The following is a 21,878-nucleotide window of genomic DNA, read 5'->3' as shown; positions in this document are numbered from 1 at the left end:
CGAGGGCCGGGATTCCGGGTGGAGGGGTCAGCCGGCGTGGTCGGCGTTCTGCACGTGGGTCTGGTCGCGGGTCTGCAGCAGCTGCGCCCACCGTTGGAGGAGTTCGGCGGTCCGGGGGCGGTCCGGGGCGTGCCAGGAGACGGGCACGTTCAGGGTCGTGAGGCGGGCTTCGAGGTCCTCGGCGAGGTGCTCGCGCCCGGTGTCGCGCAGATGGCGGGCGTAGCGGGCGGGGTCGGTGTAGTAGGTCGGACCGGTCTGAAGGGTGGCCTGCATGGGGTCGGGCAGGGCGCCGGGGCGGCCGGCATGGGCGTGCCACCACTCGGCGAGGTGTGCCCGCATCCGCGCCGCAAGGTCCGGCTCCTGAGCCATCAGGTCCTGTGTCAGATAGGGGTCCTCCGTGACGTGGAAGAGCTGTTCCCACTCGGCGCGGAACGCGCCGGGGTGGTAGGTGCGGATGTAGAGGTGGTCACGGGTGCGGACCGCGCGCTGGTAGGTGTGGGCGCCGTGGCCCAGGACGAGGTGGTCGCGGGACTCGATGGTCTCGCCGTGGACGGCCGCCGCGAACGACTCGCCCTGCCACCCCGCCGGTATGTCCATACCGAGCAGGTCGCAGAGGGTGGGCGCGAGGTCGATGTTGTAGAGGAGGGCGTCGTTGCGGCGAGCGGCGTCGGGCAGCCGGTCGGTGACGCCCGGCCAGTACACGACCAGCGGCAGCCGGTGGGTGGGCTCGTTGGCGAGGCCGTGTTCCGCGTACGAGCCCTGCTCGCCGAAGGACTCGCCGTGGTCGGCGCTGACGATGACGGCGGTGTCCTCGGCGATGCCCAGTTCCTCCAGGGCGGCGAGGAGCCGGCCGAAATGGTGGTCCCAGTAGGCGACCGCTCCGTCGTAGCCGTTGATCAGGTGCTCGAAGTCCGCGCGGGAGCGGATCGCGTCGGGCATGTTGTGCGGGACGGGCGAACCGGTCGGCCCGCGTAGCGAGTAGTGCAGGTCGAGGGCGCTGCGAGGGCCGTAGATCTCGGCTCCGTGACGGGCGATGGTCTCCTCGTCGGGCCACTCCTGCACAGGTCCCGAGGCGGCCATCCGTTCGGTCCACTCGGCGGGCTGGGTGTAGTCGGTGTGCGGGTCCCAGTAGGTGAGGTGGAGGTACCAGTCGTCTTCGTCGGCGTGGCGGCGGATCCAGTCGATCGCGGCACGGTTGACGTCCGGGGCCTCCTCGTCGCCGAACCGGTCGGTCGCGCGGATCGACTCGCGGAAGTTGCCGTGGAAGAAGTAGGCGCGGTGGCGTTCGGCGAAGACGGAGACGGCTGCGGTGTAGTAGCCGCCCCAGCCGAGCCGCTGGCCCAGCAGCGGCCGGTCGGGTTCGGGGCCGTGCCCGGCGTCGAGGCGGAACTGGGCGGCGGGCCCGAAGTGGCCGACGACGCCGTTGGTGATGCCGAACTGGCCGCTCGTCAGGGCGGTGCGGGAGGGCAGGCAGGGTGAGTCGGAGCAGTAGTAGCGCTCGAAGACGACGGACCTGTCGGCCAGCGTTTGCAGGTTCGGGGTGGTGGGGCGGTGATAGCCGTACGGGGTGGTGTGGTCGGCGCGGAGTGTGTCCACGTCGACGTAGATGATGCGCATGGCGGGACTCCAGGTGGACGTGCAGGGGGAGCGCGGGCGTTTTCGGGTACGGCCGACCGCGGGCTCACCGAAGGGAGCCCGCGACTGGGGGCAACGGAGGGGGCGTTCACCCGGCAGTGGCGGCACCGGCGACCTGATGGGATCGCTCGGTGTCCAGGACCGGGTGCGGTCACTCGGCGCCGGAGGACGGGTACGGTCACCCGGCGTCCGGGCGTCCTTCGACGGCCCGCTCCAGGCGGGCCTTGGTGAGCTGGAGCCAGGCGATGTAGGAGGCGCTGAAGGCGTAGCCGTGCTCATGGGCCATGACGTGGACCTCACGCGCCCAGATTGGGTCGAGTTCGGGGATCTGTGCCTCGTACTCCGCGGGGAACGGAGGCGTGGCGGCTGTGACGTCGTGCTGGAGCCGGTACTCCAGCTCGGTCCGTACGATGTCGAGCGCGATCTCCGGACCGAGCTGGCCGCCGAAGATGAACCGCAGCTTGAAGTCGGGGTCCATGGGCCGCGGCGACGGTTCGAACGGTGAGCGGGCCCACTCCACGAGCGCGGCGCGCCCTTCCTCGGTGAGGCGGTAGACCTTCGCGTCAGGGCGTCCTTCGCGCGGATCGACCTCGAAGTCGACCCAGCCGCGCTCCACCAGCTTCGACAGCCGGCGGTAGATCTGCGGGAGCTGGACGCCGTAGCCGAGGTAACGGCCCGACCGGTCCATCCACCCCCGCAGGTCGTAGCCGGAGAGCCGGCGCAAGGCCAGCGCTCCCAGAATCACGTAGTCGAGGTGCATGCAGGGTACCTATGTTCCTGAGAACTGATGGGGCTCAGACTCACCCGGTCAGCCGGATGGTGTCAAGAGTCTTCACGCGGCCGCAACGCAACGGAAACCCGCGTGACCGCTGGAGCTGTCCGGGCTGTTGGCGGTGCGGGCGGCTACGCGGTAGCGGTTGCAGTAGGAGCGGTGGCACATGTGGGAACCGCCGCGGATGACCTTGTCGGCGCCGGTCGCGGGGCCCCGGGGGCTCACCAGCGGGCGCCCGGCTCGTGCGCCGTGGTCGGTGGTCCACCAGTCGGCGCACCACTCCCACACGTTGCCCGACATGTTGAACAGACCGAAGCCGTTCGGCTCGAAGGCGTCGACGGGGGCGGTGCCCCGGTAGCCGTCGGCGGCGCTGTTCCTCGACGGGAAGGTGCCGCGCCAGATGTTGCAGCGGTACGTGCCCTGCGGATCCAGCTCGTCGCCCCAGGGATAGCGCTTCTGCTCCGTTCCTCCACGCGCCGCGTACTCCCATTCGGCCTCGGTCGGCAGCCGCCTGCCCGCCCAGCGCGCGTAGGCGGCGGCATCGTTCCAGGACACGTGGACCACCGGGTGGTCGCCCCGGTCGGCGACCGTGCTGCCGGGTCCTTCGGGCCGGTCCCAGGCGGCGCCGGCGACGCCGCACCACCAGGGAGTCCGCTCCGGCCTGGGGGCGTCCCGCCGAAGCGCCGCGGGCAGGAATCCGGCGAACACGTACGACCAGCCCAGGCGCTCGGCGTCGGTGCGGTAGCCGGTGTCGGCGGCGAACGCCGCGAACCGCTCGTTGGTCACCGCGCAGGCGTCGATGCGGAACGGGTCGAGCCGGACCGCGCGCACCGGGCCCTCCCCGTCGTCCGGGAAGCCCTCGGCGTCCTCGGCGCCCATCAGGAACTCGCCGCCGGGCAGCAGCACCATTCCCTCCGTCCCTGCCCCGGGCGCGCTCGCGCGCGGGGCAGGGACGGGGTGCCCGCCGGGGGCCCGGGCAGACCGGGCAGCCGCGGGCATGCAGCAGCGCGGAGGCGTGGTGGGGTCGGTCATGGTGGCGGCTCCTTCTCTTCGGATGTCGTCGGATGTCGTCGGTGCGGCAGGCATCGACAGTCCTGCCTCGGGTCGGACGAACGGATTCCAGATCCTCTACCGAAGACTGTTGCAATCCCATTCTTATGTTCTAACGTACATAGGTCTCCACCGACAGACCGAGCACGAGGGGCCCCCATGAAGGCCATCATGGTCATGTTCGACACGCTCAACCGCCGCTTCCTCCCGCCCTACGGCGCGGAAGGTACACACGCTCCGAACTTCACCCGCCTTGCGGAGCGGACGGCTACCTTCGACACCTGTTACGCGGGCTCGATGCCCTGCATGCCGGCGCGCCGAGAGCTGCACACCGGCCGCCACAACTTCCTTCACCGCGGCTGGGGCCCCCTGGAACCGTTCGACGACTCCATGCCGCAACTGCTCACCGAGCACGGCACGTACACCCACCTGGTCACCGACCACCAGCACTACTGGGAGGACGGCGGCGCCACCTACCACGGCCGCTACCGCACCTTCGAGTTCTTCCGCGGCCAGGAGGGCGACGCGTGGAAGGGCCATGTCGCCGACCCCGAGATCCCGCAGGCCCGGCGTGCCCGGCGCGGCGAGACCTGGCGCCAGGACTGGATCAACCGGCAGTACCTGGCCGACGAGGCGGACCACCCGCAGACCCGCACCTTCGACGCCGGCCTGGAGTTCCTCCGCACCAACCGCTCCGAGGACGGCTGGTTCCTGCAGATCGAGACCTTCGACCCGCACGAGCCCTTCTTCAGCTACGCCCGCCACAAGCAGCACTACCCACACGCCTATTCCGGCCCGCACTTCGACTGGCCCGACTACCAGCGCACCACCGAGTCGGACGACGAGATCGCCCACGCACGCCACGAGTACACGGCGCTGCTCACCATGTGCGACGCCTCCCTGGGGCGCGTGCTCGACGCCATGGACGAACTCGCCCTGTGGGACGACACGATGCTGATTGTCTGCACCGACCACGGGCTACTGCTCGGCGAGCACGGATGGTGGGGCAAGAACGTCCAGCCCTGGTACGACGAGACCATCCACACCCCGCTCTTCGTCTGGGATCCCCGCAGCCGTATCCAGGGCGAGCGGCGCTCGTCGCTCGTGCAGACCATCGACCTCGGCCCCACGCTCCTGGAGTACTTCGGCGTCGAGCCGACCCCGGACATGCAGGGCCGCCCGTTGCGGCAGACGGTCGCCGACGACACCCCGGTGCGCGAGGCAGGCCTCTTCGGCGCGTTCGGCGGCCATGTGAGCGTGACCGACGGCCGGTACGTCTACATGCGGGCCTGCGCCGACCGGTCCAACCAACCCCTGCACGAGCACACCGTGATGCCCACGCACATGCGCGGCCTGTTCAGCCCCGCCGAACTCAAGGACGCCGCGCTGGTGGCGCCGTTCTCGTTCACCAAGGAGGTGCCGCTGCTCAAGGTGCCCGGCCACACCATGTCCAATCCGTACGCCTTCGGCACCCTCCTCTTCGACCTCGAAACGGACCCGGGCCAGCAACACCCGCTCGTCGACGACGACCTCGAACTGCGCATGGCGGGCCTGCTGACCGAGCAACTGCGGCTGGCCGACGCCCCACCCGGACAGTACGAACGGCTCGGGCTGCCCCCCGCCGGCCCTGTGACCGCCGAGCACCTGCTGGTCCGCACCCAGCGACCGCAGGCCGAGGCCGCCTGCGAGCCGCCGCCCCGCGCCGAGAACTTCCCCGACGGCCCGTTCAGCGTCCACGCACCACTGCGCGAGCTGCTGTCCCACCCCGAGGCCGAAGCCGTCCTGCGCCGGCACTTCGCCACACTGCTCGACAGCCCGTTCGTGCACGCCGCTGCCGACCTGTCCCTCCTGCAGATCGCGGCCGTCGCCATCGGCATGCTGCCGAACGATCTGCTGCACACCGTCGCCGGCGAGCTGGCCGCCGCCGGCCCGCGTTCTTGAGACGTTCTGTCACCTCACTGGGAGTTCATCACCATGGCATCCCCTGCCGGCAGTGGAGCAGCCGACACCTACGCGGACGCTCCCGACTACCACCGCCTGGTCGAGGCGGCCATCGCCCGCCTCGACCCGGACGCCAAGGCCCGGCTGCTGTCCGGCCAGGACCTTTGGTCGCTTCCGGCGCTGCCGGAGATCGGGCTCGCCTCACTGGTCATGTCCGACGGACCGGTCGGCGTACGAGGCTCCGGCTGGTCACCGGACGACCCGTCCCTGACCCTGCCCAGCCCGACCGCGCTCGCCGCGTCCTGGGATCCCGCACTGGCGCGGACCGTGGGCCGGGTACTGGCCCAGGAGGCCCACCGCAAGGGCGTACACGTCCTGCTCGCCCCGACGATCAACCTGCACCGCTCGCCCCTGAGCGGGCGCCACTTCGAGGCGTACTCCGAAGACCCGCTGCTCACCGCACGGATCGGCGCCGGATACGTCACCGGTCTCCAGGAGAGCGGCGTCGCCGCAACCCTCAAGCACTTCGTCGCCAACGACGCCGAGACCGAGCGCTTCACCGTCGACAACCACGTGGGCGAGCAGACGCTGCGCGAGCTGTACCTGGCCCCCTTCGAGGAGATCATCGCGACCGCCCGGCCCTGGCTGCTGATGTCCGCGTACAACTCCGTCAACGGCAGCACCATGACCGAGCACCGCGCCCTCCAGATCGGCGTACTGCGTGAGGAATGGGGCTTCGACGGGGTGGTCGTCTCCGACTGGCTCGCCGCCCGCGACACCGTCCGGGCGATCGAAGGCGGCCTGGACGTCGCCATGCCCGGACCGCACACCGTCTACGGACCGGCGCTGGCCGCCGCCGTACGGAACGGCACGGCCGACGAGACGGCCATGGACGAGGCCGTTCGGCACGTGCTGCTGCTCGCCGCCCGACTGGGGCTCCTGAAGGGAGCCGGGCCCGCCGCCCCCGCCGACCGGCGTCCGTCCCCGCTGGACGGTGCCGCCGTCGCCCGCGACACCGCCGCCCGCTCCTTCGTGCTGCTCCGCAACGAGGGTGGAATCCTGCCTCTGGACCCGGCGGACGACACCATCAGCGGTGATGGCATCGCCCTCATCGGCCACGCCGCCCGCCACGCGCGCATCCTCGGCGGCGGCTCCGCGACCGTCTTCCCCGGCCACGTCGTGTCCCCCCTGGACGGACTGCGCGCCGCCCTGCCCGCCGGCACCCCGCTCACCTGGGCCCAGGGCGCCGACCTCAGCGAGGGCCTGAACTCCGCTGCCGACGGCTTCACCCTGCGCGCCGTCCTGCACGGTGCCGACGGCAAGGTGCTCGCCGACACCCCGCTGCCCGACGGACGAATCCGATGGATGGCCGAAACACTCCCCGGTGGCGCGGACTTCGACGCACTGGACTCCGTCGAACTGCTCGGCACCTTCACGCCGCGCACCGACGGACCGCACACATTCGGCACCCGCGGCCTCGGCGCCTTCCGGCTCACCGTGGACGGCGCCACCCTCTTCGACGGCCTCCACCGGCCCGCCGACGCCGACCCGCTGGAGGCCGTCACCGGGCGACCGGTGCCGCGCGGCACGGTGGACATGAGGGCCGGGCACCCGGTCGAGGTCAGCCTGCTCGCCCGGGAGCCCCGCATGAGCTACGGATCGTTGCGCGGCGTCACCTTCGGACTCGCCCACCGCGAAGCCCCCGGCGAGGAGGACCGGCTGATCGAAGAGGCGGTCGCCGCCGCCCGTGCCGCCCACACCGCGATCGTGGTCGTGGCCACCACCGAGACCGTGGAGAGCGAGGGCTTCGACCGCAGTTCCCTGCGACTGCCGGGACGCCAGGACGAACTGGTCGCCCGCGTGGCCGCCGCCAACCCCCGTACCCTCGTCGTGGTCAACGCCGGCGCACCGGTCGAGATGCCCTGGCGCGAGGACGTGGCAGCGGTACTGCTGACCTGGTTCCCCGGCGAACAGGGCGGCGCGGCCCTCGCCGATGTCCTCCTCGGCCGCGCAGAACCGGGTGGCCGCCTCCCCACGACCTGGCCCGCACGCCTGAACGACGCTCCCGTCCGCCAGGTCACGCCGCAGGGCGGGGTACTTCGCTACGACGAGGACACATCCATCGGCTACCGCGCCTGGCAGCGGCACAGGGCCGAGCCGGCCTACGCGTTCGGCTACGGGCAGGGATACACCACCTGGGAGCACGAGCACCTCGTCCTCGCCGACGACCGCACGCTCCGAGTCCGCGTCCGCAACACCGGCTCCCGGCCCGGCCGCGAAGTCGTCCAGGTCTATGTCTCCGCGCCGGAGGGACTGAAGGGTCCGGACCGTAGGCTGGCCGGCTTCGCCTCCGTCACGGCGGACCCCGGCGAGAGCGTGGAGGCCGACATCGCTCTGCCCGAGCGAGCCTTCCAGATCTGGGACACGGCCACCCGCAACTGGACGACCCGACCGGGCCGGTACGTGATCCAGGTCGCGCGCCACGCGATGTCGCCCACACTCGACGCCGAACTGCACATCCCGGGCTGACCGCCGGCGCGCCCCTCATACCGCGGGGAGGCCGGAAACCTGACGCCCGGTCTCCCCGCACTCCCAGCCCGCCCCCCAGGGGCCACAGGAAAGAGAAGGACCCAGGACACATGGACGCCGATGTCGTCATCGTCGGAGCCGGGCTCGCCGGACTCGTCGCCGCCCACGAACTGACCTCGCGCGGCCGGCGCGTCGCCCTCGTCGACCAGCAAGGCCCCGCCGACCTCGGCGGGCAGGCGTACTGGTCGTTCGGCGGCCTCTTCCTCGTCGACTCGCCGGAGCAGCGCCGCATGGGCGTCAGAGACTCCCTGGGCCTGGCCTGGAACGACTGGCAGGGCAGCGCCGGGTTCGACCGGCTTGCCGACGAGGACACCTGGGCCGTCCGCTGGGCTCGTGCCTACGTGGAGTTCGCCGCCGGGGAGAAGCGCGCATGGCTGGCCAGCCACGGGATCTCCTTCCTGCCGACCGTGGGCTGGGCCGAGCGCGGGGGCCTGCGCGCGGGAGGGCACGGCAACTCCGTGCCTCGCTTCCACGTCGCCTGGGGCACCGGCCCGGGCGTCGTCGAACCCTTCGTGCGCCAGGCACGGCAGGCGGCCGACGCCGGCCTGCTCACCCTCCACCACCGCCACCGTGTGGACGAACTGATCGTCGGCTCCGACGCGGTCCAGGGCGTACGAGGTGCGGTGCTGGCCGAGGACACGGCACCCCGCGGGGCCGCCACCACCCAGACCGAGACCGGCGAGTTCACACTTACAGCGCAGGCCGTCATCCTCACCACCGGCGGTATCGGTGCCAATCACGAGCTCGTGCGGAGGCACTGGCCGGCGCGCCTGGGCACCCCGCCCTCGCACATGGTCACCGGCGTCCCCGCGTACGTCGACGGCCGGATGCTCGACATCAGCGCCGCAGCGGGGGCGCGCCTGGTCAACCGCGACAGGATGTGGCACTACACCGAGGGCCTGACCAACTGGAACCCGATCTGGCCCGGACACGGCATCCGAGTCCTCCCCGGCCCCTCACCCATGTGGTTCGACGCCCTCGGCAGGCGCCTGCCCGACCCCTGCCTGCCCGGCTACGACACCCTCGCCACCCTCCGACACCTGCGCACCACACCAGACATCGCCGACTACGACCACTCCTGGTTCATCCTCACCCAGAAGATCATCGAGAGGGAGTTCGCCCTCTCCGGCTCCGAGCAGAACCCGGACATCACCGGCAAGGACCGCGCCGCGTTCCTCCGCGCCCGTCTCTTCGGCAAGGGCGCGCCGCCCGCCGTCGACGCCTTCCAACGAAACGGCGAGGACTTCGTCACCGCCACCACCCTCGACGAGCTCGTCACCGGCATGAACAGGCTCACCGACGAGCCCCTGCTCGACGCCGCCGCCCTCCGCCGCCAGATCGAGTCCCGCGATCTGCAGATCGCCAACACCTACAGCAAGGACTCCCAGGTCCAGGGCATCCGCAACGCGCGCCGCTACCTGGGCGACCGCCTCGCCCGCACCGCCGCGCCCCACCGCATCCTCGACCCGGCGCACGGCCCCCTGACAGCTGTCCGCCTCCACGTCCTCACCCGCAAGACCCTCGGAGGCATCCAGACCGACCTGGACTCCCGTGCCCTAGGGGCGGACGGTCGCCCTGTAGACGGCTTGTACGCGGCGGGCGAGGTCGCCGGCTTCGGCGGCGGCGGAGTCCACGGCTACAACGCCCTGGAGGGAACCTTCCTCGGCGGCTGCCTCTTCAGCGGCCGCCAGGCCGGCCGCGCCGCCGCGGCACAGTGCGCCGCGTGACCCGACTCCTCCGGCAGGGTGTCGTAGAGTCACGAACTCTCACCGATCATGCAGACATCCTTGGTCTCAAGGACCTGACCCAGGCTTGGCGGATCTGGCTTCGTTCATCTTCTGGGGTTCTGGCTCAACTTCCGTGATGAGGACACGCTGAGTAATCCTTGGGGGATGACGCCCTGGCCAACTCTCGCCGGGGCCCTTGCGCTCCGCCTGCTGCCTTGACGGCGGATCACTACGTTATTTTGATCGCGTTCAAATATAGTTGGGGTTCGGCCGATGAGGCTGTGAGAGGGGCGGCTGCCCGAGGGTGTGGGGAGGGGGGCGTGAGCCGACAGTTGTGGCGCTCAATCGCTTTCATAGGGGTGGTGGTGGCGCTGACGGTGTCCTGCGGCTGGGCTGCGGCGATTTATGCCGCAGAGGTTTCAGCGGATCAGGTTGAGGGGCAATGGACCAACGAGGCGGGCACATCCCTGACCTTCCATGAGGATCACACCTTCGCTGCGGAGCACTTCGACGAATTGCCCGTCGCGTCAGACTGCACGAACCCTTCGGCCCTGTCGTCTGGCCGCTGGGCCTTCTATTCCTCAGCTGCAGCCGACCAGATCAACGCCGCTGACGAGACGGCCACACGCGGCACCGTTTTGTCGCTGATCTTCTCCGCCGGCAACTGCGAGGTGGACGTCTATCTCTTCGGTGACGATGACGACCCTTCGATGTGTCCGACCGGGGACCCGGATGCCGGCTGTCCCAGCGACGGCTATCTCCACCGAAACCAGACTGCGGCTCCGGCTCTTGAAACAGCCGTAACTCGGCCGGATGGCTCAGGTAAGTAGTACCCGCTTCCGCAACAGTTGGAAGCCTGCACGGCCGAACATCTGTCGCTTGAGCATCTTGATCCGGGTGCCCGGTGTCCCGGCCGCGCGCTTCATCTTCTCTGCGCCGGAACTACGCCTGGGCCGCGTGGTGTCCACGCCGGCTTTCGAGATCCGGCCGTCCGCCCGGCATGGCTTCGTCGGCGCTGAGGACGTGGTCCCGGGCGAGACGGAGACGGCGACGCGGGCGCAGGTGCGTGCGTCCCTGAGCGTCGTGAGGAAGCTGTTCGTGCCACGGGAACCGGTGCTGGGGGACGTGACCGTAGGGGTCCGCCCGATTCCGGCGGGCGACGGCGTGCTCTGCGCCCCGCTGGCGAGTGCTCCGGGGGCGTCGTGCTGGCTGCGCATCCCGGGGTGACGCTCGCGGCCTCGCTTGCGCTGCGTGCGGCGGAACAACTCGGGAATCCCTAGTGACCTGAGTCAGAGGTTTGTTGTTGGTTTGGTATGAGTCGTCCGGGTCCGAAGATTTCCGCCGTTGTCGGTGACCGATGCCCAGCGGGCCGTGCTCAAGGGCTCGTTACGTTGTCGCGCGACGTCTCAGGCTTTGGCTCAGCAGTCGCGGATCGTGTTGGAGTGTGCGGAGGGGCACTCGGTCATGGAAGTGTCGCGCCGGCTGCGGATCGCGCCGGACACGGTCCCGTACCTGGCGGCGGCGCTTCCTGGAACACGGCCCGGACGGGCTCGGCGACGGGCCGCGTCCTGGTGTTCCCCGCAAGATCACTGACGCCGATGTCGAGCGGGTGATCGTCAAGACACTCGAAGAGACACCGAAGAACGCGACGCACTGGTCGACCCGCTCGATGGCCGCGGCGACGGGCATGTCACAGTCGACCGTCTCGCGGATCTGGCGGGCGTTCGCGCTCGCGCCGCACCGGTCCCAGACCTTCAAACTGTCGACAGACCCGTTCTTCATCGACAAGGTCCGCGATGTCGTCGGCCTCTGTCTCGACCCGCCGGAGAAGGCCCTGGTCCTCTGCGTGGACGAGAAGTCGCAGATCCAGGCCCTGGACCGGTCCCAGCCGGTCCTGCCGATGATGCCCGGCGTTCCCGAACGCCGCAGCCACGACTACGTCCGCGCCGGCACCACCACTCTCTTCGCGGCCCTGGAGGTCGCCACCGGCAAGGTCATCGGTTCCCTGCACCGCCGCCACCGGGCCATCGAGTTCAAGAAGTTCCTGGCCAAGCTCGACAAGGAGGTCCCCGCCGGGCTCCAGGTGCATCTGATCCTCGACAACTACGCGACCCACAAGACACCCGAGATCAAGTAGTGGCTGTTGGCGCACCCACGGTTCCACCTGCACTTCACGCCCACGAGTGCGTCGTGGCTGAACCTGGTGGAGCGGTGGTTCGCCGAGCTCACACAGAAGAAGCTCAAGCGAGGCGTCCACCGCTCCGTTCAGGCCCTCGAACGCGACATCCGGGCCTGGCTCGCCGACTGGAACGAGCAACTTAAGTCTTTCGTCTGGACGAAGACCGCCGACGAAATCCTCGAAAAGGTCGCCGCCTACCGCCACCGAATCTCTGACTCAGGTCACTGGGTTGTGTTGTTGAGACCTCGGTAAGAGCTGATGAACCCTCCCACATGACTCATTCTGACCCCTCGGAGTACGGCGAAAGGGATGCGCTGCCTTCCGTGACGATGCCGTACACGTCGTCCGTGGTGAGCTCCTGCTGCTGTGTGCGGTCTCCCTCGAAGAACATGACGCGGCGCGAGTGCCCCATACGCGCGAAGCGTTTGATGATTTCCTGTGCGATGCCGGGGAGCAATTCGGCCGGTGCCGAGAGGGCGGCGAAGGTGCCGTCGTGGAAGTCTCCGGTTCGTGGGTCGCGCAGCGTGGCCCAGCTTCCTCTTCGGGGGAGGATCTGCAGGAGGTAGGTGTACGTGCCTGGGTGGGAGGCGGCGTGCGGAGCGGCCGGTGATGTGCGCTGGTCACTCTTCTGGACTGTGGCGATCAGGTAGTTAGCGTCCCCTGCAGGGCCAGCCAGGATGTGCATGCGCCTGGAGCGTCCCCAGGCGTCGGGGGCCAGCACACCTTCGCGTTCCAGGTCGAGCAGAAGGGACTGGACGAGTCCATCGCGGGTCGAGCCGTCGCTCATAGTGCCAGGGCCAGCCCTGCGGATGTGGAGAAGGGGTGCGTCATCGGGGATGAGAGGGAGGAACTTGGTCACCACAGCGAGGGCTTCGTCCGTCGTCGGACGGATGGGGCCGTCCCGTACAACGACTACGCCTTCGATGGCGTCCGGATCCACTGGTGTTACGTCGGGGCGACCGGTAGGGAGAACTGGTACGGACAGTCCCTGGCCGTCGCAGTTGGTGTTCGTGCAGGAGCCTACGACCACTTCCGGCGCGTCAACGGAGGCTGTGTGCGAGGTCGGCCTCTGCGCCTTCAAACAGTCCCTGCACAGCGTGTACCGGCATTTCTGGCATTGCATGCCGATGGGGTTCGTCGGCTGGAAGTGCACATCGTTGTCGGCAAACAGGACCGTGTGCGTCGAGTACCAGCGGCCGTCGCAGGCCGAGCACGCCGTCGTGATCGGCGCCAGCAGTGCGTTCCACTGCTGCATTTCGGTTACGGGTTCGGGGGACGCGAGCCGCGTCGTGCGGCTCTGGGCCAGCACTGAGAGCGCCACGAACAGCCCGTCGGGGTTTTCCGGGTCACGGCGCAGACCGCGCAGGACTTCGTCCAGCGCGGTACGGTGCCGCCCTTCCGCCAGCAGCCCCGCCACCGTGCGCCGCAGGTCCGTGAGGTGCGGGCTTCGTTTCCATTCCGACAGTTCGAATCGCCGCATGGAGGTTACTGCCAATCTGCTAGTTCGGTTGCTTCGGCATGCCGCCCGGCTCTGGTCAGCGTCTGCACTGCCGTCTGCCGTGCGGTCTCGAAGAGAGCCGGGGGCAAGGGCGTTGCCAGCAACCGGTTGAGCTGGCTGATGGCCTCGTCAAGCCGATCGAGCCGGATCAGCACTTGGGCCAGCGAGAGTGATCTGCGCTGCTGGTCGATCTGGGGCAGGGGAGTCCCCGGGGCTTCGACCGGCGGTCTCCGGACCGCTCGGGCAAGCATCTCAGCGAGCATGGTGAACGACTGCGGACGCTCTGACAGGTGTTGCTGCAGGCAACTCGACAAGAGGATGCTGATGCCCTCACCGGGCGGGGTGACGGGTACCTGGGTCAGCTCGGACTGCCCCCAGTAGTAGAGCTCGCTCTGACGATGATTCGGGCCCGGGGACGCGTAGTAGTCCAGCAGTTGCGCCCGCTGGGTGACTGGGTCGGGTGCCAGGGCGAAGGGGTAGGGGAGCTTGCCCGTGCACGCCTCGTAGAGGAGCACGCCGAAGGAGAAGATGTCGGCGCGGGTGTCGCAGGGCTCTCGCCGCAGCACCTCGGGCGCGGCGTACGCCCAGGTGCCGCCCCGCGCGCCCGCGAAGCGTCCGTCCTGGATACGCACCCGTTGGGCCAGACCGAAGTCGGCGACCTTGGCGTGACCGGTGTCGTCGATGAGTACATTTGACGGTTTGAGGTCGAGGTGGGCCACCTCAATGACTTTGGACAGATGGGCCATGCCGGCGCACACCTGCTGCAGGATTTCGGCGAGTGAAGGCCCGTGCCCCAGTCGGATCAGGTCGGTCAGGGTTGAGGGCGCGTAGTCGAAGACGATGCCTGGCTGCCCGCGCACATCGATGACGCCGAGCGTGGTGACGGTGTGCCGGTGCGGTTCGAGCCTGAGTAACATCTCGAGTTCGCCGTCGCCGACGAGTGCGCCGGACAGCGGGATCTTGATCGCGCGGCGGCCGCCGCGCTCGATGTCATCGACGATGAGGACCCATGCCTGCCCGCCGCGGCGGATCTCCGCCACCGCCCAGCGGTCGGACAGCACCTCACCGATGGCAGCGGGCGCGCCTGAGGGCGGTGGAGGTGGCTCGTATGGTCCGGCGGCCGTCAGGTCGGTGTTGGTATTGGAGTCCAACTGATCGATCTCCCTTTCACTCAGGCGTCACGTTCGCATTCGGGTCGAACAGATCCGGCGCGGAGAACTCCACCAGCATCGTTCCGCTCGCGACGGTCAGCCGGTCCTTGTCCCCGACCGGGCAGGAGTCCCCCTTGGCGAGCTTCAACTGGCGTGTGGCGCCTGCCAGGAATGCAGGGTGGGAGCCCAGATGCTGGTAGGTCAAGGTGGTACCGATCAGGGTGAGATGACCGTGGAAGCGACTATCACGGTGGTCCGGCAGGTACACACGGTTGTGTGAGTTACGGCCGAGCGAGACGGTGAAGTCATCGGATTCCAGAATGAGTTCGATCGAATTGCCGCGCAACCACGACAACCGAAGTGTGCCGTCGGTGAAACGGCGGACGGGTGCGGCCAGACGCAGGCGCTCGGGGGCGAGCGCGACGAGTTGCTCGGCCGGGGCGAGCAGCACGGTGTCGCGGTTCCAGCGCCCTGAGTTGAGACGGGCCGACACAATGCCGATGACGCTGCCCGTACCGGTGAGCAGCACCGGTGCGCCGCTCATGCCCGGCTGGGCGTGCTGGCAGCTCACCTTCACCCAGGCCTGGCCGTTTTGCGCTGTGGTACCGACGTAGTGGCCGACGCCGGAGTCGTAGTCGCGGGACGCGGCGAATCCGCGTAGGTGGACCGGGTCACCGGGGGTGGCGCTCGTATGCGAGGTGAGCGTCATCGGGCTCCAGTCATCGGCTTTGCGTACGTGGATAAGTGCCACATCGGTTGCACTGTTCGAGGACAGCGAGCAGTCGACGGGGAGCGAGAATCCGGGCGTGGCGATCGGCTCGAAGGTCCATTGCGCGGCTTGGTGAGACGCAAGGACATGAGCAGCGGTCGCGGCGAGTCCGTCGGCGGTAAGAACGACCGCTGTCGCAACGGGCTCACCGTCGCGCACCAGCCTTCCGATGGTGTCCACAGCGACGCCTCAGTCCGGGAACAGCCGGTTGGCCAGTTCGAGTAGGGGATCCTTGCCGGATCGGCGCTCAGCCGACAGCTGTTCCGTGTCCGACCCGCTGCTGGGGGCGCGGGATGCCTGGACCGCCGCCGCTAGTCTGTGACCATTGAGGGCCGCTGTCTCGTTGGCATTCGCACGGGACTCGGCGGTCTCGGTCCGGGCCGCCAGATCTGCCACCCGCTGCCTCTGCACCGTCGTACCGAACAAGGCGCCAATAGCCGCGAACGCGACGGCTTCCACAGAGCCGAGGACAACGAGCAGACGCGACCAGGCGACTTCGCTCGCGTCGGTATTGAACGCCAACCAGGCGAGAAGCCCGAGCCACAGCGTAATAACCGTGACTGCGACGACGAGCGCGGTCCCGACAAGCGGCGTGCCCGGCGCTGCTGCATCCGTCGTCCCGGCGCCCGCCTCGACAGCCGCATTCTCGGTTTCAGACACATGCCCCCCTACATACCGCAGCCGCCCGAAGCACTTCCCAGTCGGCTGTACGACCCCTGACTACCCTCTGTACCCCGCCGGACCCTCCTTGGTCCCTGGGGCGCGCACTGATGCCTGATCGTCACTATGGTGCGCGAAACAGAGCTGGGGCGCCGGGCATTCCAGCAACTTGCTGAACAGTGAGCCTTTCCGATCTGGCGCTGGTGACAACGCGTTGGACGGCCCTGCACAACAACGATGCTCCTGGTGGACGGGTTCTCGACCAAGATCACCCGTGTCTGCCAGCTGCGCGACCTCCTGAACATCGCAGCCCGCGCTCCTTGGGGTTTTCCGCAGTGGAACGCCAACGATCCGGAAGGCGAGGACGTACGGGCCGCCTCGGTCTACTTCCTCAACCGCCGCCAGCGGCACCTGTCCGTACTTGACATCGTCTGGTTCGGGTAGCCACTCACAAGCTGACGCGACCTGGAGCAGAGCGAAGAGACCTCGAAGCCGAGTGTTGCAACGGCCACTGACAGGCTGCGGGAGAACGCGGGAGGTTCAGTCGAGCAGGTCGTACTCTCCGGGCGTCCAGTCGGCGAACAGGGTGAGCGCCTTCTCCTTCTCGGCCCGTTCGGGCGCGGTGCCAGTGGCCGGCCACCAGTTCTCGACGTGGTGGGCGTCGACGAGGACGGATTCGCGGTACCCGCCGAAGTCGCCGGGGTCTTCGGCGACACCGATGTGGATGGGGGTGTCGTCGGGCAGGCCCTTGATGGCCTCGCGGAGTTGCGCGGCGTTCCATACCTGCGGTGCGTGGTCAAAGACGTCGGTCATGCGCACAGAGTGCCGGGCCGGGCGGCTTTGCTGATGGAGACACGGCTGTACCCCGGGCCAGAGCGCTGATCCGGGGTACAGGGGTCTTCGCGCGGGAGGTAGGGGCAGACCATGCGGTGCGCGATGCGGCACCGGGTTCCGGGGAGCGGTTCGGCGTCCCAGAGGTTCATCGCGGCCCCCGTCCGTGGTGATGATCCACCGTCGGCGCGGGCAGGCCGTGATGAGTAACCTACTTCTACCCGTCAACGGAGGCGATTGCCGAGGTCACCAGTCTGCTGGCGCCCATGGCGCCGGCCGCTGACGCGACGCCGGGCGTCCTGGTGGTGCTCATCACGCTCCTGGCGACGTCCTCTGCTCTCATGTGTCCAGTAGCCATGAGGCCCGTTGTTCGTCGACGCCTCCACGCCATCCTGCGAGTGGCACCGTGATGTCCGAGCGTGGCGCGCCGCGTAGCCTGCGGGATGCGGTGTGCCTCTCGGCGGTGGTGATGAACCGGTCCCACATCGGTGGCAGGGCTGGGCTGGGAAGCACCCCAATCTCGGCAAGTCCGATAAGGATGCCGTACCGCTGATACTTGTCAGTACCGGGCACGATCTTCGCCCGCGCGATCTCCTTCTCCAGCTCGCTCGGTCTCATCCCCGCCGGCGCTGAGCGGATGAGACCGAGCAACGCGCGCAGCCGCTCGCGGTCGTCCTCTTCCGGGCGAGGCAGCCCTTCCGCTGCGGCGGCTTCCAGGTCCGGCAGATAGTGCTCCGGTATCTCGTTCCATGCCCAGCCGAGTACGAGACGCAGCAGCGCTTTTGTGACATCGACGTCGGACACCGGCTTCAGACCGCAATCAGGGACACCGTCTTCCTCTCGCGGCGCCGTGCTGAGGAAGCGCGCCCATCCGTAGGAGATCACTGTCTGCCGCCCGCGCGGAGCGGACCCCAACCCCGCGACGAACGCCGGGAGTACCGTGTCCTCATTCAGCAGCGCAGCCGCTGAGACGGCACGCTCGACGATCTCAGACGCAGCCCACTGTTCGCGCTCATGCACCGGCCACCCCGCGCGGTGAGCTGCCGCAACGTCTGCGGGATCGCCGGATTGCTCAGCTCCCTTGACCGTTCCGGCGCGAGTGAAGCGATACCCGTAGCAGCGCATCAACGGCTCCAGGGCCATTTCCCCAGGTACTCGTCGTGACGTGGCACTCATAAAGATCAAGTCTACTGCTCGGATTTTCTCCGCAGGCGACATGATGCAGCTGCCTGCCGACCCCGCGGGCGCTGCCGTGGAAGGAGCAAGGTCTTCGTGCGGTGGGCACGATAGTGATCTCCTCCAAGAGGGCGGCCTGCAGTGTGTTGTCGGGGCGGTCCGGGCAGGGCGTGGCGTTCTCGGTGCCGAGCCCACCTGCACTCCACCGACGACCCCCCACTCCCGGCGAAGATCACCGTGGAGCTCCCTCCCGGAACCGCCGACCGGCTGCTCGCGCAGGTACGGCTGCTGATGGTCCGCCAGGTCACCTCCCCCTGGTGGGAGGGATACGGCCACGCCACCACCTACCGCGAACAACACGACCACCTCGACGTCCCCGCCGACCACGTCACCGACAACGGCCACCGGCTGGGCCGGTGGATCCTCAACGCCCGCCAGCACCACCGCAAGGGCTGGATGCCTGCCGACCGCATCACCGCCCTGAACCGGCTCGGCATGATCTGGCACACCCGCGACCAGGCCAACGAGCAGCTCATCGCCCATGCCCGCGCCTACCACACCGCCCACGGGCACCTCCGCGTTCCCCGCGACCACGTCACCGAGGACGGCTACCCGCTCGGCAGCACCCTCAAGATCCGCCGCAGCCGCTGCGCACACGGCGCCGTCCACACCGACGTGGTCCAGGCTCTGGACGAGCTCGGCATGATGTGGGACCTCCGCGAGGCGTTGTCACGTTGTCGGGGGTATAGGCGTCTGGCGGTGCGTCAGGGCGTGGTCGAGGCGGCTGTCGGCTGTCGGTCAGGCCGTAGCGGGCAGGCCGGAAGCGCCGGTGATCTGGTCCCAGACCGTGAACCGGACGGTCATCTCGAGGCGGTGGTCGGGTGCGGTGCGGTGACAACGGCCGGGTCGGAAGTGGGGTGAGATGCCGCTGAAGGCGGCCAGGAATCTTTGGGCGCCACCGACGCTGCGGAAGCCCTTCATCGCGCGCTCGCGCTGCCGGGTGGGCTGGTGCGAGTTCTCCGCCCGGTTGTTCAGTCCTTTGTGGGAGCGGTGCTCGACCGAGGGCATGACTTCTCGGTGGGCTGCGCTGTAGGAGCGCAGCTTGTCGGTGACCACCACCCGCGGCACCGAGCAGGTCTTGTTGAGCAGTGTGCGGAAGAAGCGCCGGGCCGCAGCGGTGTCCCGCCGGTTCTGCACGAGGATGTCCAGGACGGCGCCGTCGCACGGCCCGCCACAGGTACTTCAGCTCTCCGTTGATCTTGATGAAGACCTCGTCCAGGTGCCACTTGTCCCCGGGCCGGGGCCGACGGCGGCGCCGTCCGTCGGCATAGGCCTGCCCGAACTTCAGACACCAGCGGCGCACTGTCTCGCAGGAAACGATCACGCCGCGCTCGAGCATCAGCTCCTCGACCTCACGGAATGACAACGGGAAGCGGAAGTACAGCCGTACCGCGTGTGCGATCACCTCCACCGGGTACCGGTGCCCCTTGTACGACGGCGACGCGGACGACACGAGCGAACCCCTCCCGGCACGATCAACTCCAAGATCATCCCAGGCCGGTCAGTTAACGTGACAACGCCCGCCACGCGCATGAGCACCGGATCGGTGATCCGCTCCGTGTCGGCGAGGAGCAGCGGCTCCAGCTCGCCCGGGGTGTACGAGGAGACCAGGACCAGGTCCGCCGGAAGATCCGCGACGGCCCGGCCGACCCCGGCGTTCAGGGCGAGCCGGAGATCGCGCGGGCGCGGGTAGACCATCGCGGCCCACTCCTGCAGGCAGCCGACGTCACATCGTGCAGGCCATGCCCGGCGGGCAGCGGTCCGCCGTACGGGGAGAGCACACCATCGATCTCGATCGCAATGTATGGACGCATATCCGCAGAATACGGAATAGATAGTCACGCAACGACCAAATGCCTTTATTGCCTTACCAGTTGGGCGTACTTGCCGGGATCCCCGCCCGCGTACGCGAGGGAGATTTCACCCGCCCGGGACCGTCCCCGAGCCCGGCAAGCCACCCCGCGCGGGCGGCTTGCCCAGCCGGGAGCCCTGTCCCGCTCCCGCCCCGGGAAGGGGTTGCACCGGGAGGGGGCTGCACCGGGGGCTGGAGAGGTGCACCGGGCGGGGGACCGGAGGTACTACCGCAGGTGTGAACCCCCCGAAACGGACACGGCCCGTTTCCGCAGCTCAGCACCGGCGGGCAAGCCACCCTGGAGCGCCGACACCTCTAATTCGATAGCAATTAGAGGTTCTGGATCTCTGACGGGCCCGGCGGACGGTGTCTGCCAGGGCAGGACGTGTGTGGTCCGGTCGGTGCCGTGGTGCCCCCTACGACACCTCCGACCGTGCGAGGTCTTTGAAAAGACCGGTGGCGCTGGGCGCCGGCCGGTCCTCGCACGTTCTGCCCCCACAGGCCCGTCAGGTTCGGCATCCTCGATGGATGAGCTGCCGCACGGTGACGCGTTTCTCCTCACGAGCTTCGAGCTCTGGACACGGCGTGCGCCCGTGCGGCCTTGCGGTGCCGCGCACGGCTGATGAGGTGGCGGACCTTGGAGTCCTGGAATTAGTGCGCCGTGCGGCCCCGTGTGCTCGCGTTCGAGAAAAGCATCGGCGAAGGGGCGGGATCCATGGACGTGTTCTGCGGGATCGACTGGGCGGAGGGACACCACGACGTAGCGCTCGTCGACGGCACCGGCAAGCTGCTGGCCAAGTGCCGCATCGGCGACGACCTGGACGGCTACCGCCTGCTGCTGGGCCTCCTGGCCGAGCACGGGGACACCGCCGAGGCGCCGATCCCGGTGGCGATCGAGACCAGCCGCGGCCTCCTGGTCGCCACGCTGAGGCAGGGGCCTCGGTAGATCTTCGCGGTCAACCCGATGGCGGCCTCCCGCTACCGCGACCGCCACGGGGTGAGCCGCAAGAAGTCGGACCCCGGCGACGCGCTCGTGCTCGCCAACATCATCCGCACGGACATGCCGATGCACAGGCCGCTGGCCGCCGACACCGATCTGGCCCAGGCCGTGGCCGTCCTGGCCCGAGCTCAGCAGGACGCGGTCTGGAGCCGGCAGCAGCTCTGCAACCAGCTCCGTTCCCTGCTGCGTGAGTACTTCCCGGCGTTCCTGGAGGCGTTCAAGGACAAGCAGGGCGGTCTGGCCCGCCCGGACGCCCGCCGGGTCCTGGCGGTGGCACCGACGCCCGCGCTGGCTGCCAAGCTGCCGCTCTGGCGCTTGACGGCCATGATGAAACGGGCCGGCCGCCGCAGGAACATCGAGGCCGATGCCGAGCGACTGCAGCCGCTCTTCCGCCGCGAAGCCCCGCACCACGTCCCGCTGGTCGAAGACGCGATGGGCAAGCAGGCCGCGGCCCTGCTTCTGCAGCTGGACGCCGCCTGCGAAGCAGTCGCCGATCTCGGCGAAGCCACGGAGGAAGCCTTCCGAGTCCATCCCGACGCCACGATCATGCTGAGCTTCCCCGGCATCGGCTCCCAGATCGGCGCACGGATCCTCGCTGAGATCGGCGACGACCGCACCCGGTTCGCCACCGCCGGAGGGCTGAAGGCATACGCGGGCGCTGCCCCCATCACCCGCGCTTCCGGCAAACGCCACTACGTCGGACGCCGGTTCGTCAAGAACAACCGGCTCAACCACGTCGGCCACCTCTGGGCCTTCGCCTCCCTCAGCGGCTCGGCCGGCGCCGACGCCCACTACAGGCGACGACGGACCGGCGGGGATTGGCACATGCAGGCGCTGCGGCACCTCTTCAACCGCATGCTCGGCCAGCTCCACCACTGCCTCTTGGCAGGGGTTCCGTTCGATGAAGCGATCGCCTTCCCTGCAGAGCCCCAGCCAGCAGGAACAGCCACTGCGTGAAGCAGAACGGGGCAGCTTGTCCAGGAGTGGC

The 21,878-nt window shown here is 69.0% G+C and carries 17 protein-coding genes and 3 pseudogenes; 9 read left to right on the top strand and 11 right to left on the bottom strand.

What is annotated here, in order from left to right; genetic code table 11:
* Positions 1-27 precede the first annotated feature (27 nt).
* From AADR41_RS13130 to AADR41_RS13120, 3 genes are all read right to left on the bottom strand, one after another.
* Positions 28-1,617, bottom strand: a complete 1,590-nt coding sequence (locus tag AADR41_RS13130; protein ID WP_342281546.1) for a sulfatase family protein — start codon at positions 1,615-1,617, stop codon at positions 28-30.
* 196 nt (positions 1,618-1,813) lie between these two features.
* Positions 1,814-2,395, bottom strand: a complete 582-nt coding sequence (locus AADR41_RS13125) for a PadR family transcriptional regulator (RefSeq protein ID WP_342281545.1) — start codon at positions 2,393-2,395, stop codon at positions 1,814-1,816.
* 72 nt (positions 2,396-2,467) lie between these two features.
* The gene (locus AADR41_RS13120) at positions 2,468-3,439 is read right to left on the bottom strand and encodes a formylglycine-generating enzyme family protein (RefSeq protein WP_342281544.1); all 972 of its coding nucleotides are present in this window, start codon (positions 3,437-3,439) and stop codon (positions 2,468-2,470) included.
* Positions 3,440-3,616: 177 nt separating this feature from the next.
* Here AADR41_RS13120 and AADR41_RS13115 point away from each other — a divergent pair, with 177 nt between their 5' ends.
* The 6 genes and pseudogenes from AADR41_RS13115 (at position 3,617) to AADR41_RS13090 (ending at position 12,145) form a co-directional block, all read left to right on the top strand.
* Positions 3,617-5,398 carry a sulfatase gene (locus tag AADR41_RS13115; protein WP_342281543.1) on the top strand — a complete coding sequence of 594 codons (1,782 nt, stop codon included), beginning with the start codon at positions 3,617-3,619 and terminating at the stop codon, positions 5,396-5,398.
* Between the two features lie 33 nt (positions 5,399-5,431).
* Positions 5,432-7,927, top strand: a complete 2,496-nt coding sequence (locus AADR41_RS13110; RefSeq protein WP_342281542.1) for a beta-glucosidase H — start codon at positions 5,432-5,434, stop codon at positions 7,925-7,927.
* Positions 7,928-8,037: 110 nt separating this feature from the next.
* A complete protein-coding gene (locus tag AADR41_RS13105; RefSeq protein ID WP_342281541.1) occupies positions 8,038-9,714 on the top strand; it encodes an FAD-binding dehydrogenase in 1,677 nt (558 codons plus the stop codon).
* Between the two features lie 320 nt (positions 9,715-10,034).
* Positions 10,035-10,544, top strand: coding sequence for a hypothetical protein (locus AADR41_RS13100; protein WP_342281540.1), 510 nt, complete (start codon positions 10,035-10,037; stop codon positions 10,542-10,544).
* A 49-nt stretch (positions 10,545-10,593) separates the two neighbouring features.
* A complete protein-coding gene (locus tag AADR41_RS13095; protein ID WP_342281539.1) occupies positions 10,594-10,941 on the top strand; it encodes a hypothetical protein in 348 nt (115 codons plus the stop codon).
* A 117-nt stretch (positions 10,942-11,058) separates the two neighbouring features.
* Positions 11,059-12,145: pseudogene (locus tag AADR41_RS13090) on the top strand (IS630 family transposase).
* 25 nt (positions 12,146-12,170) lie between these two features.
* On the opposite strand, the gene AADR41_RS13085 reads toward AADR41_RS13090, so the two are convergent.
* Genes AADR41_RS13085 through AADR41_RS13070 form a run of 4 tightly spaced genes read right to left on the bottom strand, consistent with a single transcriptional unit; the run spans position 12,171 to position 15,971 of the window.
* Entirely contained in the window at positions 12,171-13,373 is a 1,203-nt protein-coding gene (locus tag AADR41_RS13085) for a hypothetical protein (protein ID WP_342281538.1), read from the bottom strand.
* 5 nt (positions 13,374-13,378) lie between these two features.
* The gene (locus tag AADR41_RS13080; RefSeq protein WP_342281537.1) at positions 13,379-14,542 is read right to left on the bottom strand and encodes a serine/threonine-protein kinase; all 1,164 of its coding nucleotides are present in this window, start codon (positions 14,540-14,542) and stop codon (positions 13,379-13,381) included.
* A 16-nt stretch (positions 14,543-14,558) separates the two neighbouring features.
* Complete coding sequence (locus AADR41_RS13075) at positions 14,559-15,491, bottom strand: serine protease (protein ID WP_342281536.1); 933 nt, start codon at positions 15,489-15,491, stop codon at positions 14,559-14,561.
* Positions 15,492-15,500: 9 nt separating this feature from the next.
* Complete coding sequence (locus tag AADR41_RS13070) at positions 15,501-15,971, bottom strand: hypothetical protein (RefSeq protein WP_342281535.1); 471 nt, start codon at positions 15,969-15,971, stop codon at positions 15,501-15,503.
* Between the two features lie 246 nt (positions 15,972-16,217).
* On the opposite strand from AADR41_RS13070, the gene AADR41_RS13065 reads away from it, so the two are divergent.
* On the top strand, positions 16,218-16,415 hold the full coding sequence (locus tag AADR41_RS13065; RefSeq protein WP_342281534.1) for a hypothetical protein: 198 nt from the start codon (positions 16,218-16,220) through the stop codon (positions 16,413-16,415).
* Between the two features lie 96 nt (positions 16,416-16,511).
* On the opposite strand, the gene AADR41_RS13060 is transcribed toward AADR41_RS13065, so the two are convergent.
* The 3 genes from AADR41_RS13060 to AADR41_RS13050 all read right to left on the bottom strand — a co-directional run bounded on the left by AADR41_RS13060 (position 16,512) and on the right by AADR41_RS13050 (position 17,945).
* Positions 16,512-16,784, bottom strand: coding sequence for a DUF6225 family protein (locus tag AADR41_RS13060; protein ID WP_342281533.1), 273 nt, complete (start codon positions 16,782-16,784; stop codon positions 16,512-16,514).
* Positions 16,781-16,954, bottom strand: coding sequence for a hypothetical protein (locus tag AADR41_RS13055; RefSeq protein ID WP_342281532.1), 174 nt, complete (start codon positions 16,952-16,954; stop codon positions 16,781-16,783). Before AADR41_RS13055 ends, AADR41_RS13060 begins: the two co-directional genes overlap by 4 nt.
* 187 nt (positions 16,955-17,141) lie before the next feature.
* Positions 17,142-17,945, bottom strand: coding sequence for a hypothetical protein (locus tag AADR41_RS13050; RefSeq protein WP_342281531.1), 804 nt, complete (start codon positions 17,943-17,945; stop codon positions 17,142-17,144).
* A 324-nt stretch (positions 17,946-18,269) separates the two neighbouring features.
* Here AADR41_RS13050 and AADR41_RS13045 point away from each other — a divergent pair, with 324 nt between their 5' ends.
* Positions 18,270-18,899 carry a helicase associated domain-containing protein gene (locus AADR41_RS13045; protein ID WP_446751029.1) on the top strand — a complete coding sequence of 210 codons (630 nt, stop codon included), beginning with the start codon at positions 18,270-18,272 and terminating at the stop codon, positions 18,897-18,899.
* Here the strand turns inward: AADR41_RS13045 and AADR41_RS13040 are convergent.
* Positions 18,810-19,491, bottom strand: a pseudogene (locus tag AADR41_RS13040) (IS6 family transposase); the annotation flags it as partial. The gene AADR41_RS13045 and the pseudogene AADR41_RS13040 overlap by 90 nt on opposite strands.
* A 1,114-nt stretch (positions 19,492-20,605) precedes the next feature.
* On the opposite strand from AADR41_RS13040, the pseudogene AADR41_RS13035 reads away from it, so the two are divergent.
* A pseudogene (locus AADR41_RS13035) lies at positions 20,606-21,847 on the top strand (IS110 family transposase).
* Positions 21,848-21,878: the final 31 nt, after the last annotated feature.

This window comes from Streptomyces sp. CLV115 (genome assembly GCF_038448545.1).
GTDB lineage: Bacteria > Actinomycetota > Actinomycetes > Streptomycetales > Streptomycetaceae > Streptomyces > Streptomyces sanglieri.
Note: the sequence above shows the minus strand (reverse complement) of the source record. Positions and strands in the feature narration are given on the sequence as shown.

Coding starts and splice junctions, on each gene's coding strand:
- AADR41_RS13085 (WP_342281538.1), bottom strand. CDS start 13,373: ATGCGGCGATTCGAACTGTCGGAATGGAAACGAAGCCCGCACCTCACG.
- AADR41_RS13050 (WP_342281531.1), bottom strand. CDS start 17,945: ATGGCCCTGGAGCCGTTGATGCGCTGCTACGGGTATCGCTTCACTCGC.
- AADR41_RS13110 (WP_342281542.1), top strand. CDS start 5,432: ATGGCATCCCCTGCCGGCAGTGGAGCAGCCGACACCTACGCGGACGCT.
- AADR41_RS13115 (WP_342281543.1), top strand. CDS start 3,617: ATGAAGGCCATCATGGTCATGTTCGACACGCTCAACCGCCGCTTCCTC.
- AADR41_RS13055 (WP_342281532.1), bottom strand. CDS start 16,954: ATGAACCTCTGGGACGCCGAACCGCTCCCCGGAACCCGGTGCCGCATC.
- AADR41_RS13060 (WP_342281533.1), bottom strand. CDS start 16,784: ATGACCGACGTCTTTGACCACGCACCGCAGGTATGGAACGCCGCGCAA.
- AADR41_RS13130 (WP_342281546.1), bottom strand. CDS start 1,617: ATGCGCATCATCTACGTCGACGTGGACACACTCCGCGCCGACCACACC.
- AADR41_RS13105 (WP_342281541.1), top strand. CDS start 8,038: ATGGACGCCGATGTCGTCATCGTCGGAGCCGGGCTCGCCGGACTCGTC.
- AADR41_RS13120 (WP_342281544.1), bottom strand. CDS start 3,439: ATGACCGACCCCACCACGCCTCCGCGCTGCTGCATGCCCGCGGCTGCC.
- AADR41_RS13125 (WP_342281545.1), bottom strand. CDS start 2,395: ATGCACCTCGACTACGTGATTCTGGGAGCGCTGGCCTTGCGCCGGCTC.
- AADR41_RS13045 (WP_446751029.1), top strand. CDS start 18,270: ATGGTCCGCCAGGTCACCTCCCCCTGGTGGGAGGGATACGGCCACGCC.